General features: G+C 65.3%; 15 protein-coding genes. 9 read left to right on the forward strand and 6 right to left on the reverse strand.

All coding sequences use genetic code 11. The features are described from left to right. The 4 genes from J1N50_RS00775 to J1N50_RS00790 form a co-directional block, all read right to left on the reverse strand. On the reverse strand, positions 1-1,149 hold a 1,149-nt coding region (locus J1N50_RS00775), incomplete at its 3' end, for an acetyl-CoA C-acetyltransferase (RefSeq protein ID WP_215349183.1). Positions 1,150-1,166: 17 nt separating this feature from the next. Continuing rightward, positions 1,167-2,372, reverse strand: coding sequence for an acyl-CoA dehydrogenase family protein (locus J1N50_RS00780; RefSeq protein ID WP_215349186.1), 1,206 nt, complete (start codon positions 2,370-2,372; stop codon positions 1,167-1,169). After that, positions 2,369-3,463, reverse strand: a complete 1,095-nt coding sequence (locus J1N50_RS00785; RefSeq protein WP_215349191.1) for an acyl-CoA dehydrogenase family protein — start codon at positions 3,461-3,463, stop codon at positions 2,369-2,371. Before J1N50_RS00785 ends, J1N50_RS00780 begins: the two co-directional genes overlap by 4 nt. 58 nt (positions 3,464-3,521) lie before the next feature. Beyond that, on the reverse strand, positions 3,522-4,322 hold the full coding sequence (locus J1N50_RS00790) for an enoyl-CoA hydratase/isomerase family protein (protein WP_215349194.1): 801 nt from the start codon (positions 4,320-4,322) through the stop codon (positions 3,522-3,524). A gap of 103 nt (positions 4,323-4,425) precedes the next feature. Here J1N50_RS00790 and J1N50_RS00795 point away from each other — a divergent pair, with 103 nt between their 5' ends. Together J1N50_RS00795 and J1N50_RS00800 are read left to right on the forward strand one after the other, a co-directional pair. Further along, positions 4,426-5,517 (forward strand): acyl-CoA dehydrogenase family protein, encoded by a 1,092-nt coding sequence (locus tag J1N50_RS00795; RefSeq protein ID WP_215349197.1) that lies wholly within the window; start codon positions 4,426-4,428, stop codon positions 5,515-5,517. Between the two features lies 1 nt (position 5,518). Beyond that, positions 5,519-6,742, forward strand: a complete 1,224-nt coding sequence (locus J1N50_RS00800; RefSeq protein WP_215349199.1) for an acyl-CoA dehydrogenase family protein — start codon at positions 5,519-5,521, stop codon at positions 6,740-6,742. Positions 6,743-6,774: 32 nt separating this feature from the next. On the opposite strand, the gene J1N50_RS00805 is transcribed toward J1N50_RS00800, so the two are convergent. Beyond that, the gene (locus J1N50_RS00805; RefSeq protein ID WP_215349202.1) at positions 6,775-8,262 is read right to left on the reverse strand and encodes a class I adenylate-forming enzyme family protein; all 1,488 of its coding nucleotides are present in this window, start codon (positions 8,260-8,262) and stop codon (positions 6,775-6,777) included. 75 nt (positions 8,263-8,337) lie between these two features. Between J1N50_RS00805 and J1N50_RS00810 the strand changes: the two genes are divergently transcribed. The 3 genes from J1N50_RS00810 (at position 8,338) to J1N50_RS00820 (ending at position 11,356) form a co-directional block, all read left to right on the forward strand. Continuing rightward, positions 8,338-9,624 carry an FAS1-like dehydratase domain-containing protein gene (locus tag J1N50_RS00810; RefSeq protein WP_215349206.1) on the forward strand — a complete coding sequence of 429 codons (1,287 nt, stop codon included), beginning with the start codon at positions 8,338-8,340 and terminating at the stop codon, positions 9,622-9,624. Positions 9,625-9,771: 147 nt separating this feature from the next. Then, the gene (locus J1N50_RS00815) at positions 9,772-10,566 is read left to right on the forward strand and encodes an enoyl-CoA hydratase-related protein (RefSeq protein ID WP_215349209.1); all 795 of its coding nucleotides are present in this window, start codon (positions 9,772-9,774) and stop codon (positions 10,564-10,566) included. Beyond that, positions 10,559-11,356: an enoyl-CoA hydratase/isomerase family protein gene (locus tag J1N50_RS00820; RefSeq protein WP_215349212.1), complete on the forward strand. Its 798-nt coding sequence runs from the start codon at positions 10,559-10,561 to the stop codon at positions 11,354-11,356. The genes J1N50_RS00815 and J1N50_RS00820 overlap by 8 nt, the downstream gene beginning before the upstream one ends. A gap of 2 nt (positions 11,357-11,358) precedes the next feature. On the opposite strand, the gene J1N50_RS00825 is transcribed toward J1N50_RS00820, so the two are convergent. Continuing rightward, positions 11,359-12,150 (reverse strand): acyl-CoA thioesterase domain-containing protein, encoded by a 792-nt coding sequence (locus J1N50_RS00825; protein WP_215349215.1) that lies wholly within the window; start codon positions 12,148-12,150, stop codon positions 11,359-11,361. A gap of 97 nt (positions 12,151-12,247) precedes the next feature. Here J1N50_RS00825 and J1N50_RS00830 point away from each other — a divergent pair, with 97 nt between their 5' ends. Genes J1N50_RS00830 through J1N50_RS00845 form a run of 4 tightly spaced genes read left to right on the forward strand, consistent with a single transcriptional unit; the run spans position 12,248 to position 16,878 of the window. Next, complete coding sequence (locus J1N50_RS00830; RefSeq protein ID WP_215349218.1) at positions 12,248-13,459, forward strand: acyl-CoA dehydrogenase family protein; 1,212 nt, start codon at positions 12,248-12,250, stop codon at positions 13,457-13,459. 3 nt (positions 13,460-13,462) lie between these two features. Further along, a complete protein-coding gene (locus J1N50_RS00835) occupies positions 13,463-14,449 on the forward strand; it encodes an acyl-CoA dehydrogenase family protein (protein ID WP_215349221.1) in 987 nt (328 codons plus the stop codon). Positions 14,450-14,452: 3 nt separating this feature from the next. After that, the gene (locus tag J1N50_RS00840; RefSeq protein ID WP_215349224.1) at positions 14,453-15,823 is read left to right on the forward strand and encodes a wax ester/triacylglycerol synthase domain-containing protein; all 1,371 of its coding nucleotides are present in this window, start codon (positions 14,453-14,455) and stop codon (positions 15,821-15,823) included. After that, positions 15,820-16,878: a DUF7065 domain-containing protein gene (locus tag J1N50_RS00845; protein ID WP_215349228.1), complete on the forward strand. Its 1,059-nt coding sequence runs from the start codon at positions 15,820-15,822 to the stop codon at positions 16,876-16,878. The genes J1N50_RS00840 and J1N50_RS00845 overlap by 4 nt, the downstream gene beginning before the upstream one ends. The last annotated feature ends 5 nt before the right edge of the window (positions 16,879-16,883 follow it).

Below are 16,883 nucleotides of genomic sequence, written 5' to 3' on the forward strand. Positions count from 1 at the left end.
GCCGATCAGGATCGACCCGGTGGCGCCGATCGGGTGGCCGAGCGCCATCGCGCCGCCGTTGATATTGACCTTTTCGCGGTCGAGATCGAGGTCGCGGATGAACTTCTCGGCGACGACGGCAAAGGCCTCGTTGATTTCCCAGACGTCGATATCGTTCTTCGTCAGTCCGGCCTTTTCGAGCACCTTTTTCGCCGCCGGAACCGGCGCGTTGAGCATCAGCGTCGGATCGTCGCCGACATTGGCATAGGCGACGACGCGGGCGCGTGGTTTCAGCCCGTGCCTGTCGGCATAGTCTTTCGACGTCAGCAGGATCGCCGCGGCCCCGTCGACGACCCCCGAGCTGTTGCCTGCATGATGGATGCCTTCCCATTCGAGGCCCGGATAGACGCGCTGGATCTGCTTGGCGAACGTCACGCCACCGCCAAGGTCGAAATCCTTGAGCGCGCCGAAGCTCGCCTTGAGCCCCGCGAGCCCTTCGGCGGTCGTTTCGGGGCGCGGGAATTCCTCGCGGTCGAGCGCAACGCTGCCGTCGGGATTGAGGACGGGCACCACCGATCTGTCGAAGCGGCCTTCGGCAATCGCGGCGGCGGCGCGCTTCTGGCTTTCGAGCGCCAGGGCATCGACAGCCTCGCGGCTGATGCCCTCGCGAGCGGCGATCGCGTCGGCGCAGACGCCCTGGTGCGACTGGGGATGGATCGCATCGAGCGCGGCATGGCCCGATCCCATGCCGAGCGGCTTGATCCCGGCATTGGCCTCCTCGGCGGCGAGGGTTGCGGTATAGCTCATCATCTCGGTACCGCCGGCGATGACGCAATCTTCCATGCCCGACATGACGGTCGCTGCGGCGAAGTTCACCGAGCTGATGCCGCCGCCGCAGAAGCGGTCGAGCGTCGTTCCCGATGCCTTGGTGTCATAGCCGGCCGAAAGCGCCGCCATGCGGCCGAGATCGCCCCCCTGCTTGCCCTTCTGGGTCGAGGTCGACCAGATGATGTCGTCGACCGTTGCGGTATCGAGATTGTTGCGGTCGCGGATCGCGGCGAGAACGGTTGCCGCGAGATGCTGGGGATGCAGATGCGACAAGGCGCCCTTGCCGGGCTTGCCGATCCCGCGCGGGGTACGGACGGCGTCAATGATATAGGCTTCGGTCATGGCGTGAATCCTTGTGGTCAGGCGGGGATCTGGTTGAAGGGGACGCCCTTGTCGGGGCGATGGTCCTGAGGCAGGCCGAGGATCTTCTCGGCGATGGTGTTCAGCAGCATCTCGTCGGCGCCACCCGCGATGCGGCCTGTGGGGGCATTGATCCAGCTAGAGGTCCAATCCTCCTTTTGCGAGGCATGGTCGTCGAAGGCGAAGCCGTCGCTGCCCCGAAGGTCGATCGCGAGTTCGGAGAGCTTCTGGCGCGACCGCACCGACACCAGCTTGTTGAGCGAGCCCTCGGGGCCAGGGACCATACCCGCCTGCATCATCGCCATCGCGCGCGCGGTGATCGAATTGAGACCGTTCCGCATCGCATAATTGCGCGCGATCTGCTGCCGGATGCGGCCGTCGGCGATCGCGGGTTTGCCGTTGACCAGGATAGCCTTCGCCAGTTCCACGAACAGGTCGAGATGCGGGCCGAAGCCGCCGCTGTCGGTCGCGACATAGCGTTCGATCATCAGCGTCGCCATTGCGACGGCAAAGCCGCCGCCAACGGGCGACATGCGCTGATCGTCGTCGACCTTCACATCGTCGAAGAACACCTCGTTGACGTGGCTGTCGCCACCCGCAAGCCTGATCGGACGCACGGTGACGCCGGGCGCTTTCATGTCGACCCAAAAATAGGTGAGACCCTTGTGTTTTGGTACGTTCGGGTCGGTGCGGACGACGATGACGCCATAATCGCTATACTGTGCCCAACTCGTCCAGACTTTTTGCCCGTTGATTTTCCATCCGTTGCCGTCGGGTTCGGCCTTGGTCCGCAGTCCGGCGAGGTCGGATCCGCCCGCGGGTTCCGAGAAGAGCTGGCACCAGATTTCCTCGCCGCGCAGCGCCTTCAGCACGCGCTCCTTCACAAAGGCCTTGTCTTCGCCGAACTGCATCAGGATCGGCACCGGCATACCGAGCGAGATGCCGAAATAGGCGTTGGGGAAGCCGTGCTTCATTTCCTCGCTGTCGAAGGTCACCTTCTCGAGATGCCCGAGCCCCTGACCGCCATATTCGACCGGCCAGTTGATGCCTGCGTAGCCCGATTCGAACTTTGCAGCCTGATAGCGGCGGGCGAGGGCAAGGTCGTCGGCTTCGGACAGGCCTTTGCGCGCCGCTTTGCCGAACGCCGGCACCATCGATTCGAGCCAGGCGGCAGCCCTGGCGCGATAGGCTTCGAGATTGCTCATGCCGCTTCTCCCGTCAGGCAGTCGACCAATATATCTTCCCAGAACAGCCCGTTGCCCTGCTCGATCGCGAGGCTGCGCGCGCGGCGCATGTGGAGGTGGAGACCCGCCTCCCAGGTTACGCCGATGCCGCCGTGGATCTGGATGCCGTCGCGTGCGGCGGTGTCATAGGCCTCGGTCGCCGACAGGCGCGCCGATGCCGCCGCGACGATGAAATCGGGAGCACCCTCGCGCGATGCGGCATGGATGCAGTTCGCGCGCGCAAGTTCGACCAAACCGTAAAGTTCGGCGATGCGATGCTTGACTGACTGGAAGGCACCGATGACCTGACCGAAGGCGCGGCGCGTGAGCGCATAGTCGCGCGCGATTTCCATCATCGCCTCGGCGCCGCCCGTCTGCTCGTGCGCGGTAATGACCGCTTGGAGCGCGAGGATGTGGAGCGCGGCTTCGCGCGCTGCGCCGTCGATGGCCAGCGGCTGCGCCGGTATATCGGTGAAACCAAGGTGGGCGTAGCAGCGGCTGTTGTCGAAACTGCCGATGGCGCTGCGCTCGACATCGGAAAGTTCGGCCACGACGAGAAGGGGGCCCAGCGCCCCCATGGCGTAGACCACCGCGATGTCGGCGACGAGGCCGCCGGTAACCCCGGCCGCCCGCCCGCTGATCCGGCCATCGGCAAAGCGGATTGCCGGATAGGCGGGCAGCGGATCGGAGCCCGACGCAAAGGCGACGGCGCCGACGATTTCGCCGCTGGCAAGCCCTGGCAGCCAGCGCGCCTTCTGTTCGTCCGACCCGTAAAGCTCGATGGCTTTGGCGCAGCCGAAACCCGAAGTCAGGAAAGGTGCGCCGCTCAGGGTGCGGCCCGCCTGATGCGCGATCAGGCCGAGTTCAACGAGGCCCAGTGCAAGCCCGCCATATTGCTCCGGCAGGGCGAGGGCGGTCCAGCCCTGTTCCTTGGCAGTGTTCCAGAACCCCTCATGATAGCGGCCGGTCATCTCGAGCAGCGGCAACAGCTCGTCCTTGCTCACCCGCGCCTCGAGCACGCGGCGCGATTCGGTTGCGATCGCCTGCTGGCCTTCGTCATACAAAATCGACATGCCCGTCCAATCTTTCGCTTTTTTTCGGTCTATTCCTCGGTCCGACGCGACGCTTCCGCTAGCGGATCGTAAATTTCTTGGCCTTGTCGGCCATCAGCGCCGCGCGGTTCACCTGCGGCACGCCGACCGGATTGCCGATCTGGCAATATTTGAGGCCCTGCTGGAGTGCGACGCTGCGCGGCAGATCGAGCGATTCCCAAATCGCCTTGACCGAACCGGCGGTCGCTGCCGGGGGTTTCGCCGCGATCGCCGTCGCCAGTTCGTGCGCGCGCGGCCACAGCTCGTCCAGCGTCGTGATTTCGCTCACCAGTCCGATGCGAAGCGCGGTCCCGGCGCCGATGCGCTCGTCATTGCCGAGCAATACCATACGCAGCACGTCGTGCAGCGGCATGTGATACGTCATGCCGATCGGTTCGAGCGCGCTCGTCATGCCATAGGTGACGTGCGGGTCGAAGAAGGTCGCTTCCTCGGAACAGATGATGATGTCGCTCTCGTTGAGCCAGTAAAAGGCGCCGCCCGCGGCCATGCCGTGCACCGCGGCGATCACCGGCTTCCAGCAGTTCATCGACTTGGGCCCTAGGTAATTGCCGGGGTCTTCGCAGTGCCAGATGTTGGCGAGGTCGACGACGGTCCCACCGGGCTTTTGCGATTCCTTGACGTCGACCCCGGTGCACCACGCCTTGCCCGGGGCGGCGCGGAGCACGCAGCAATGGACATCGTCCTCGCGCGCGATCCACTTCCACAGATGTTCGAATTCGTCCATCATCTGCTTGGTGAAGCTGTTCATCGCCTCGGGCCGGTTGAGGGTGATCGTAGCGATATGATCGGCGACATCGACCAGAATGGTTTCATACTGCATGGGCGGGGCTTCCTCTCCGACCGTTCCTGTTCGGCGTTCTCATGGTTGACCTAGTTATACAACTCGCTATGACATAGTCCACAACAAGAGGGCAAGGCCTGCGATGAATTTCGACCTTAGCGATGAACAGAAAATGCTTGGCGAGCAAGCGCGGTCGCTTCTGGCCGATATGTCGTCGTTCGACCGTCTGCGAACACTGATCGATTCGGGCGCCGAATGGGACGAGCCGCTGTGGCGCGCGCTCGCCGGCATGGGCTTCCTCGGTGCTGCGATTCCCGAGGAGCATGGCGGGCTCGGCCTTGGCGCGCTCGACCTTGGCGTGATCATGGAAGCGCTCGGCGCCGCGAATGCTTCGGTGCCGTTCATGAGTTCGATCATCCTGGGAGCCGAGGCGATCCGGCTGGCTGGCAGCGAGGCGCAGAAGGCGGCGTGGCTTCCCAAACTGGCGAGTGGCGAGGCGGTCGCGACCTTCGCCTATACCGAAGGTCCGGGGCCGGTGTTCGCGACGGGCGCATCGCTCGCGGGCGGGCGCCTTTCGGGAAGCAAGTCTCCGGTCGCCGACGCCGGCATTGCCGATATCGCGGTCGTTCTCGTCGCGGGAGGCAGTTTTGCGCTGGTCGAATTGGATCAGCCCGGCGTGACGCGGACGAAGCTCGACAGCTTTGACCAGCTCCGCCCGCACTACCGCCTCGATTTTGCCGGTGCCGTGGCGGAGGCAATGCCGGGAGCAGGCAAACTCGACCGGCTGATCGACCATGCGGCGGTGCTTGCGGCGTTCGAAGCCGTGGGGGCGTCCGAAGCCTGCCTTCGCATGGCGCGCGACTATGCGATGGAACGCCAGATGTTCGGACGTCCGCTCGCGGGGTATCAGGCGATCAAACACAAGCTCGCCGATGTCGCGGTGGCGACCGAACTCGCGCGCTCCAATGCCTATTATGGCGGTTGGGCAGCCGAGTCTTCGCCCGACGATCTGCCGGCAGCGGCGGCGGCAGCGCGCCTGTCGGGCATCAAATGCTTTGAACTCGCGGCGCGCGAGAATCTGCAGGTGCACGGCGGCATCGGCTATACGTTCGAGGCGAACTGCCATTTCTATTACCGGCGCGAACGTATGCTCGCCGTGCATCTCGGCAACCGGGGTTTCTGGGCCGACCGGTTGCTGAATGCGCAGCCGGGCAGCCAGGTGAAGGCGGCGTAAGATGGATTTCAACGACAGCTCCGAAGAAGCCGCCTTCCGCTCGCAAGCGCGCGATTGGCTCGCTGCGCATGCCCCAGCGCACGAGCTGACGCCGGGCGAAAAAATATCCGACACCGAAGAGGCCGATCGTAGCCGGGCGTGGATGCGCGCGCTTTACGAGGGCGGCTGGTCGGGGCTGACCTTCCCCAAGGCGCTCGGCGGGCGCGGGCTGTCGGGCGCGGAGGCGGTGATCTTCGCCGAGGAAGAGGGCAAATATCACCTGCCCAAGGGGCCCTTCACTTCGATCGGCACCGGCATGGCGCTGCCCGTGATCGCGAAACACGGCACCGACGCACAGCGCGCACGCTTTATCGAAGCGACGCTGAAGGGCGACCTGACGTGGTGCCAGCTCTTCTCCGAGCCTGCCGCGGGGTCCGACCTCGCGGCGCTGCGCACCAAGGCGGTGCGTGCCGATGACGGCAGCGGCGACTGGATCGTCAACGGCCAGAAAGTCTGGTCGAGCTGGGCGCATTTGACGGACTGGGGTATTCTGGTCGTGCGGACCGACCCAACCTTGCCCAAGCATAAGGGGCTGACCTTCTTCGTCGTCGACATGAAGACGCCGGGAATCGAGACGCGCCCGATCCGCCAGATTTCGGGTGCGAGCGAGTTCAACGAAACCTTTCTCACCGACGTCCGCATTCCCGACGCGAACCGGATCGGGGCAGAGGGCGAGGGCTGGGCCTGCTGCATGACCGTCTTGATGGGAGAACGTCTCGGCTCGGGTGCGCATCGCAGCGGGATCGGGCCTTTGCTCGATTATGCCGCGGCGACCCCCGACGGGCATGGCGGCACCATGCTCGACGACCGTGCGGTGCGCCAGCAACTCGCCGAAGCACTCGCCGAGGAACAGGGCGAACGTTTCTTTCAGGCGCGGCTGCGGACGATGGTCTCCAAAGGTGAAAATCCCGGCGCACTCGCGGGGATGGTCAAGCTTGCCTATGCGGGGCGCTACCAGAAGACCAATGGCCTCGCGCTCGAGCTGCGCGGGCTCGCGGGCATCGCCCCCGAAGCTGGCGACACCGCGACCGGTGACGTTCAGTATGATTATATCTATTCGACCGTGATGCGCATCGCAGGCGGCGCCGACGAGGTGCTGCGCAACCAGATCGCCGAACGCGTTCTGGGGATGCCGGGCGAAGTGCGAATGGACAAGGATGTGCCATTCGAGACGTTGAAGGGGTAATTCGTCTCCCTCTCCTTTAGGGAGAGGACGGGCTAGGCCGCCCGTCGCCGCTCCGCCGCCGCCTTTGCCAGGGGGGCAACCAGATCCTTCTTCAAGATCTTCCCGTTCGGATTGAGCGGCATCATATCCATTACGACAAGCGTGCGCGGAACCTTGTTGTCGCCCAGATGCTCCCTGCAAAAGGCGATGATCTCGTCGCCTGTCGCGGCCTGGCCGGGGCGAAGCGTCACGGCCGCCGCAATATCCTCGCCCAGCACCTCGTGCGGCACGCCAACGACGGCGGCCTGTTGGACCGCCGGGTGCAGATGCAGCACGGTCTCGATCTCGAGCGGCGTGATGTTGTAGCCGCCGCGGATGATCAACTCTTTCGACCGGCCGGCCATGATCAGGTCGCCATCTTCATCCACATAGCCGAGGTCGCCGGTCTTGGTCCAGCCGCCCTTGAAGCTCTCGGCGGTCGCCTCTGCGTCGTTCCAGTAGCGACGCGGGTGCTTCTGCCAGCCGTAGATTTCGCCGACGACATTTGGCTCGGATATGACATTGCCCGCCTCGTCACGAATCTGCATATGCGCCGGCAGCTTGCCGACGCAGCCGGGCTTCAGCACCTGCTCCTGGCTGGTCGTGCCCAGCCCGACCCCGCCTTCGGACATGCCGTAACTGTTGCGGATGCGCAGGTGCGGCCACAGGTCGGCCGCGCGTTTCACCGAATCGTGCGGAAGCGGCGCGGTGCCGGTCATCAGATATTTGACCCCCGCCATATCGTAGTCGGCAACGTCGGGATGATCGAGCACGAGGCGCAGCATCGATGGCACCAAATAGATCAGGTTCGGGCGCTTTTCCTTCGCCAGCTCGAGGAAGCCCTTGGGATCGAACTTCGGCTGGGTGATCGCGGTCGCGCCGCCGCGCGCGGGGAGCATCACGATGCCGATATTGCCGCCGGAGCCGGTGAGCGGCAACGCGTGCAGCGTCGAGCGCGAGCGGTCCTGATTATAGCCGGTGACCCCGGTCATCAGGTCGGGATGCGAGACGACGACGCCCTTGATCTTGCCCGTCGTGCCCGACGTTCCGAGGATTTCGGCATCGGCGTCGGGGTCGAGGCTGGCCTGATCGGGAAGCGCGGACAGGTCGCGCGGCATTGCGTCGACATGCCAGCAGCCGTCGAGTTCCAGATCCTCCACCAACTCGGGGGCGTCGGTCAGACAGAAGCGCGGTTCGCATAGAGCCGCATAGTCGGAAATCTCGCGCGGGTTGAGACGCGTGTTGATCGGGCAGGCGATCCCGCCAGCGCGGAACACCGCAAACACCGCGATCGCCATTTCGACCGCGCGTGCATTGCTGATCGGCAGGAACACGCGGTCGCCGGGAACGAGGCCCGCCGCGGCGAGGCCGCCGCCGATCTCGTCGGCCTCGCGGTCCCATTCGGCGAAGCTGATCTGGCGCCGTGTATCGTCGTGCGCGATCTCGCTCGCCTGATGCTGCGCACGCACCTTCAAAGCATCGCTGATGCGGCGAACTTCCATTACGGCACTATCCCCTTGCTTCGCTATTGGGGATGTATTACCTAGTTATACAACTGGTGACAAGGGAGATATGCGATGGCCGAGGCGAAAAACGACATCAAGGAAAGCGAAGAGTGGCAGAAGGCCGTCGCCTACGAGATTACCGACGCGGACATAGAGCGGCAGCGCAAGCTGCTGGGGTTCGACCAGGCGGCGAAAACGCGCGAATATATCCAGGTCGCGACCGAGGACAATATCCGCAACTTCGCGCACGGTATCGGCGACGACAATCCGCTCTATACCGATCCGCATTATGCGAAGAAGACCCGCTGGGGCAGCGTCATCGCGCCCGGGATGATGGCGGGCGTCATCAACCGGCCGATGCTGGGCGACCCCGTTCCCGACGAGATCAAGGCGCTCCGCAAGAGTCTGTTCAAGGGCATCCACGTCTTCGTGTCGGGCTCGCAATGGGATTTTTACCGCCCGATCTATCCGGGCGATACAATCTACAGCTTCAACGGCGACGAGACCTGCGAGGTCAAGCAGTCCGAATTCGCAGGGCGTTCGGTGATCGGCGTGCGCCGCGACGTGAAAATCAACCAGCGCGGCGAGGTCGTCGCGGTCTATCGCATCCTGCGCGTACTGACCGAGCGCAAGACCGCCGCCAAGAAGGGCAAATATTCGTCGATCGAGCCCGCGACCTACACCGACGAGGAAATGCAGGCGATTGAGGATATTTATGCCGCCGAACGCGTCCAGGGCGCCGAAAAGCGCTGGTTCGAGAGCGTCGAGAAGGGTGACTCGCTGGGGCTGCAGGTCAAGGGGCCGCTGACCGTCACGGACGTGATCTGCTTCCATGCCGGCGGTTACGGCTTTGTGCCCTATGCGCCGACCGCGAACCGCCTCGCGCACAAGAACCGCCAGCGCATCCCGGCCTTCTATGTGAAGAATGAATATGGCATTCCCGACGTCGCGCAGCGGCTGCACTGGGACCCGACCTGGGCGCAGGCGATCGGCAATCCGATGGCCTATGACTATGGAGTGATGCGCGAAAATTACCTGTGGCAATATCTCAGCGACTGGGCCGGCGACGATGCCGTCATCACCCACATTCACGACGAGATCCGCAAGTTCAACTATATGGGCGACGTCCAGCGCGTGACGGGCGAAGTGCTCGCGAAACGGGAGGAGGGCGGCCAGAGCTTCGTCGATGTGGCGGTGAAATTCACCAACCAGCGCGACGAGGAAACCGTGCGCGCGACCGCGACGATCGCATTGCCGAGCAAGTCCCGCCCGCTTCCGCTTTATCCCGCCGTGCCCGACGACCTCGCCGAAAAGGCAGTGCGCATGCTGGCGCGCCACCGCGAACTTGGCGGGGATTGACGACGGCCCCATCCTCCCCACTAGTGGGGAGGTGGCAGCGCGCGGCGCTGACGGAGGGGGTTGGAGTGCGGGAACCGCCGGTCGAATGCCGCCGCCCCCCTCCACCGTTCTGCGAACGGTCCCCCTCCCCGCAAGCGGGGAGGATTTATGAGTGAAGTGCTGATCGACAATGATGCGGGGGTCCGCACCATCACCCTCAACCGGCCCGACCGGCTCAACGCGCTGACAAGCTCGATCATGGCGCCGCTCGCCGACGCCTGCGCCGACGCGGCGCGCGATGCGTCGGTCGGCTGCGTCGTCGTGACCGGCGCGGGCAGGGGGTTCTGCGCCGGTGGCGATCTCAAGGAAGGCGGCGCCGACAAGGCGGTCGTGCCCGCCAATTCCGACGTCGGAAGCCGCAATGAGCAGAGCTTCATACGGCTGCGCGGGTTCATGGAAAGCTCGCGCCTGCTCCACGAAATGCCCAAGCCGACGATCGCGATGGTCAACGGCCCGGTCGCGGGCGCGGGGATCGGCCTCGCCGGGGCGTGCGACCTGCGCTTTGCCGGCAGGAGTGCGAGCTTCCTGACCGCCTTCGACCGCATCGGGGCGGGCGGTGATTTCGGATCGACCTGGTTCTGGACCAAGATTCTCGGCACCGGCGTCGCGCGCGAATTGTTTCTCCTCGGCGAGAAGCTCTCCGCAGAAGAGGCCTTTGCAAAAGGCATCTACACGCGTTTGTTCGACGACGAAGCGCTCCACGACGCGACGATGGCGGCGGCGCGGCGCCTCGTCGACGGTCCGCGCATGGGCTATCGCTATATGAAAGCCAACCTCAACAACGCCGAGGACTGGGCGTTCGAGGCCGCGCTCGATGCCGAAGCGCTGAACATGGGCCTGTCGACCAGCGCGACCGCGATGATCTGGCGCGAGAAGAAGAAGGCCGAGAATCCGGATGGCTGATTTCACGCATATCCGCATCGATCGTCATGAGCAGGGTATTGCGGCGGTGGTCGTCGCGCGGGCCGATATCGGCAACGCGTCGTCGCCCGAAATGCTCGGCGAGATTCGCGATGCCTTTGCCGCGCTATCGGGTGAGCGCGACGTGCGCGCGATCATTTTCGCCGCCGAAGGAAAGCATTTCTCGGTCGGCGCCGATTTCGCGTTTCTGCAACGGCTGAAGGGCATGTCGGCCAGCGAGATCAAGGATACGGTCTACGCGAACTTCCAGGGCGCGGCGCGTGCGATCTATCGCTGTCCCAAACCGACGCTCGCACTGGTGCAGGGGGCTGCGGTGACGGTTGGCTGCGAACTCGCGCTCGCGTGCGATTTCCGTGTCGCTGCCGAAACCGCGATGTTCCAGGAAAGCTGGATCAAGCTCGGCATCATGCCGCCGCTCGGCGGAACCTTTCTGTTGCCCCGCATCGTCGGACTGGGCCGCGCGATGGAGATGTGCCTCCGCGGCAAGCAGGTGCGCGCCGACGAGGCGCTCGCTATGGGACTGGTGAGCGAAGTCGTCGCGCGGGACGATCTGGAAGCGCGCGGCATGGCATTGGCCCGCGAACTCGCGGCTTCGGCGCCGCTCGGCTATGCGACGGTCAAGCAATCGATCCAACGCGCGCTCGAAAGCAGCATGGAAGCCGAGTGGCAGGCGAACCTGCCGAACCAGGCGCTGCTCCTCGGCAGCCAGGACCATCGCGAGGGGTTGGCAGCGGCAACCGAAAAGCGCGCGCCGCAGTTTCGCGGCGAATAGTCTCAATCGCGCGGGCGACCCAGCCCCACGAACACCGTCTGCGTTCCCTTGGCATAGACGCCGCCCTCGTCCGCGAAGATCGTCTGCGCGACGGCGTGGCCGTTGCCCGCACCCTCGGTATGCGCGTCGAGCAGAAACCAGTCGCCGCGCGGCATGCGCAGGAACTGGACCGAAATGTCGAGATTGGCATAGCTCCATTCATGCGCGTGCGTCGCGCTGCCGACGCCATTGCCGAAATCGGCAAAGAGGCATGCCTTCACGAACGGCGACGTCGGAATGCCCGAAACGACCTCGCCATCCATTCGCATCCACGATACGCCGCGGCCGGGTTCACGGACCCGGCCCATGATCGGGCGAGTCTTGATCGCCCCCGCCATGCTGGCGCCAACGAGAAAATTATCCTCGGGCACGTCCGCGGGTGCCGGGTGCGGTTGGGGCGGCGGGAATTCCGGGGTGTCGAGGTGCCGCGCGCGAAGGACATGCGCCTGCGCGACGAGCTTGCCCCCCGCGACAAGTTCGATGCGGTGAAGCTGCGCCTGCCGCCCCTGCCGTACCGGCACGATGCGGGGTACCAGCAGCGTCCGCGGGACAATTCCCAAAATATCGATCGTCAGGCGGCAGATCTCGAAATCGGGATCGAAGCCCGCATCCTCGACGATATGCCCGATCAGCGCCGCGATCGGCCCTCCCGCGACTGCCTCGGCGAACCAGGGATTGCGTGCGAGGCCCGAAGGGTCGAAACCTTCGCCATCGGCGGTGAAATAATGCGGAACGGTAATCGTATCGAGGCTCATCAATCCCTCCTAAACAAGCTCGCGCAAGCATACAACATATTTGACGTAGTTATATAACTCGGGCATAGCATTGGCCAGATTCGAGGGAGAGCGTGCGATGGACCTGAGCTATGGCGAGGCCGCCGAAGCCTTTCGCGCGGAGGTCCGCGCCTTTCTGTCGTCGCACTGGCCGCCCGCCGCGGACTTGCGCGGTGCCGATCTCAAGGCCTTCATCCGCGCCTTCCGTGCCGCCGCAACCGAAGCGGGCTATCTCTATCGGGCGGTTCCGAAGCGTTATGGCGGCTCGGAGCAGCCGGTCGACGTCATCAAGGCGCAGGTGATCCGCGAAGAATTCGCCCGCGCCCGCGCGCCGATGGAGGTCGGCGGCAACGGCATGAACATGACGGTGCCAACGCTGCTCGAAAAGGGAACCGACGAGCAGAAGGAATTATTCATCCGGAGGACGGTCGAAGGCGATTATATCTGGGGTCAGGGATATTCCGAGCCCGGATCGGGGTCCGACCTGGCAAGCGTGCGGACCAAGGGCGAATTGTCCGCCGACGGCAGCAAGTGGATCATCAACGGCCAGAAGATCTGGACGTCGCAGGGGATGCAGTCGACGCACATGTTCATGCTCGTGCGCACCGAGCCCGACGCGCCGAAGCATGACGGCATCACCTATCTGCTGATCGACCTGAACCAGCCCGGCGTCACCCGGCGGCCGATCCGCCAGATGACGGGCGAGCAGGGCGATCACACCTTCTGCGAATTCTTCTTCGACAATGCCGAAACGCCGGTGTCGTGGCAGGTCGGCGAACGCGGGCAGGGCTGGTATGTCAGCCGCACGACGCTGAAGCATGAGCGCGCGAGCATCGGCAGCGCCGACGGGCTCGGGCGCCAGTTCGCCAAGCTGGTCGAACTGGCAAAGGAAGTCGATCGTATCGGCGACCCAGTGATCCGCGACAAGCTCGCGCAGATCGAGGGTTTCGTCCTCTCGCACCGCTACACCAGCTTTCGCCTGTTCAGTTGCGCCGCGGCGGGCGAGGATCCGGGGCCGGTGTCGCTGATGATGAAGCTGCTGCTCACCGAGATCGGGCATGAGATGGCACTCCTCGCGCAGGAACTGATCGGCGAACATGCCTTCACTGAACCCGCAGGCGCGGGCGGACGCGGTAACCGCGGGCCGCGCGGCCCCGAAAAATGGCTCGACCAGATCATGGGCAGCCTCGGCAATTCGATCGCCGGCGGCGCATCGAACATCCAGCGCAACATCATCGGCGAACGCGGCCTCGGCCTGCCGCGCGACCTCGCGATGAGCGGGGAACGCTGACCGATGCATTTTCACCTGACCGAAGAACAGAAGGCGATCCAGGAAGCCGTGCGCGGCACGCTCGCCGACAGCTGGCCGATCGAGCGTATCCATGCCTTCGCCGACGGCGACGCCGATTTCGACCGCGCAAGCTGGGATGCGCTGATGGCGCTCGGCCTTGGCGGCATCTTGTTACCCGACAGCGGTATGGGGTTGCTCGATGCCGCGCTGGCCTGCGAGGTCGCGGGCGAGGCGGCGGCGGCAGGGCCGCTAATCGGCCAGCTCCTCGCCGTCGCGGCGGCTGCGGCGAGCGGCAAAGCCAATCCCGATGCCTTGGCGAGTGGCGAAGCCGTCGCGACGCTGGTGCACGGCGGCAGCGCGTTCGTCCCTTGCGCGCGCGCCGCCGATATCTTCCTGGTCGTCGACCGCGCCGCGGGCGTGCGGCTGGTGCCCGCGGGTGACGGCGTGACGATCGAAGCGGTCAGGGCCTCGGATCGCACCCGGCCGGTGTCGAAGGTCGCATTCGCAGACGGCGCGGGCGAAATGCTGTTCGCCGCGGCGGATCCTGTCACCGCGCGCCTTGCCGATGCGGCACTGGTGCTCTGCGCCGCCGACGCGCTCGGCGGCGCGCAGAAGGTCACCGACATGAGCGTTGCCTATGCCAAGGAGCGCGAGCAGTTCGGGCAGCCGGTCGGGCGCTTTCAGGCGCTCAAGCACCAGCTCGCGCATATGGCGCTCGACGTCGAGCCCGCGCGGGCGCTCGTCTGGTATGCCGCCTATGCGTGGGATGCGGAGCTTCCCGACGCGCCCAGGGCTGCAGCGATGGCGAAAGCGCATCTGTGCGACGTCTATGTCCGCGCGACGCGCGCTGCGGTCGCCGCGCATGGCGGTATCGGCTACACATGGGAATATGGCCTCAATTACTGGTTCCGCCGCGCCTTGTTCGACCGTGCCTGGCTCGGCAGCCCGTCGGAGCATCGCGCGCGGGCGGCCGATCTGGCAAGCTGGTAAGCGGTGAACGCGCCGGACAGCCTGCAATTGGCACCGGGGGTGCGGAGGCTGCGCCCCGACGATCATTTCATGATCCTGTCGGAGACCGACGCCTCGCCGATGCACGTCGGCGCGCTGATCATCCTCGACGTGCCGCTTGACGCGCAGGAAGGGCTGGCCGCTGTGCTCCGCCGCCAGCTTGCCGATCGGCTCCCGGCGACGCCGCTGCTCGTGCGCCTGCACGAAGCGCCCGACGGCTATGACAGCGACGTCTGGGCCGACATCGCGCGCGCCGATCTCGAAACGCTCGTTGCCGCCGAACCGCACGACGGCGCCTGGAACGAGGCCGAGCTATACGACGCGGTCGCGTCGCTCAATATGCGGCGGCTCGACCTGTCGGGGCCGCCCTTCGCGGCGCATGTCTTCGAACAACTTACGGCGGGCGGCAGCGCAATCTATCTCAAGGTTCATCACAGCGTCGCCGATGGGATCGGGTTTCAGGCCATCCTCGGCCTGCTCAGCGACGCGGCGCCGCCAGCAACCGCGCGCTTCGCCGATGCGCGACTGCCCGAGCCCGAAAAATGGTGCCAGCGTGCCGAAGCACGCTTTGCGGCCGAGGCCGATTTGCGCGCCGCGCAAGCCGCGCGCCGCAAGGATGCGCTCGCCGCGCTCGAAGCGTTCAAGGACGATCGCGAACCGACGCCGGAGCTCAAAATGTCGGGGCCAACGTCGGACCGGCGCCGCTATGCGACGATCAGCATGCCGCTCGCGCGGGTGAAAGCGGCAGGCGCCAGACTTGACGCGACCGTCAACGACATTTTCCTGACGCTCGCCAGCACCGCGCTGCGCAATTATCTGATCGAGATCGACGATCTCCCCGCAACCCCGCTGGTGATCAATTCGGCGCGTTCGTACCGCCGCGACACGCACGGGATGTTCGGCAACCGCATTGTCGCCCTGCATCCGCACCTCGCGACGCATCTCCCCGATCCGGTCGAGCGGCTTCGCGCGATCCAGGCGTCGATGGCATCCGAAATGCAGCGCACCGGCCATGACGAGGCGCTTCTTGACGCCGCCGAAAAGCCTTTTGGCGCGCGCGATCGCCGCGTCGCCTTCGCCGAGCACATGGCGGGCGGCAAGCGGCTGCTCCCCGGCAATCTGACGCTGTCGAACGTCCCCGGCCCCGCGGAAGCACGCAGCTATGCCGGCTTTCGCCAACTTCATAATTACCCCGTCCCGATCATCGGCTCGGGCCGCTTTCTCAACATCACGTCGCGGCGCAGCGGCGACAATCTCGACATGGGTGTCATCGCCGATGCCGCGAAGATCGCCGACGTCGGCCGCGTCGCCGCGCTCTTCACCGCCGCTCTCGACGAACTGGAGTTTCTTGCATGACCGACGATCTCGCCTTCAAGCCCGAGGACGACCGCTACCACCAGCTGTCCGACGATCCTTACGAGACCGAAACCAACTGGTGGTCGTTCAGCAGCCCCGAACGCAAGATCGGCTGCTGGATCCACGCGCCCTATTATCCCAACCGCAAGAGCGTCACCTGGCGTATCTTCGCGTGGGACGACGAGGGGTATGATCCGGCGCGCATGGCCTATTACCGCAAGGTCGAGGAAGCACCGATGCCCGACGCGCCCGACCTCACCGATATCGTCTTCCCCGGCGACAAGGCGGGCGGGGGCTATTCGCTGAAGATGCTCGAGCCGGGCATGAAATATCATCTGCAGTACGACGATCCCGCGCGTGGCTTCGCCCTCGATTTCACGCACACCGGACTCCATGAACCGCATCGCTTCCCGCCCGGCAAGCCCCCGTTCATGACAACGCCGCATTACGACCAGCTGGGCCATGTCGAAGGCTGGCTGACCTTGCGCGGCGAGCGTATCCGCATCGACGGGATCGGCGTGCGCGATCGCACCTGGGGTCCTCGCGGCGGGCCTTATGCCGCGAGCCCCAAAGTCTATGCCAGCGACATGGAGCGGGTGAAGCACCCCGGCGGCGCGCGCTGGCGCGAGATCGAGCGCGAACGCGGGCGCGGGCGCATCCAATATATCTTCGGCCATCGCCGCGACGGCACCGGCTTCCTCGGCTTCGTGCGCGTACAGGATGGCGGCGCCGACGGCTGGGCGCCGATGAACGCCGGCTGGATCCGCCGCGACGGCACCTTCGGCAGCCTCGATCCCGCCCGATCGCGGATGCGCACCTTCCGCAGCCCCAAAACCGGCTGGAGCACGCACATGCAGGTCGAGCTCGTCGACGAGCTGGGCCGCGAAATGGTCAGCGAGGGTTTCGTCGTCAGCACGATGAGCGAAGCGGGATATGGGGTGAACCAGCTGATGCGCTGGGACATTGACGGCGGGATCGGCTGGGGCGAAGATCAGGATGTGTGGAATCCGCAGCACTTTATGCGCATGCTCGACGCGTTGAAGGCGACCGCTTGACTGCG

It is taken from the genome of Sphingopyxis soli, assembly GCF_018682675.1.
Classification (GTDB): domain Bacteria; phylum Pseudomonadota; class Alphaproteobacteria; order Sphingomonadales; family Sphingomonadaceae; genus Sphingopyxis; species Sphingopyxis soli.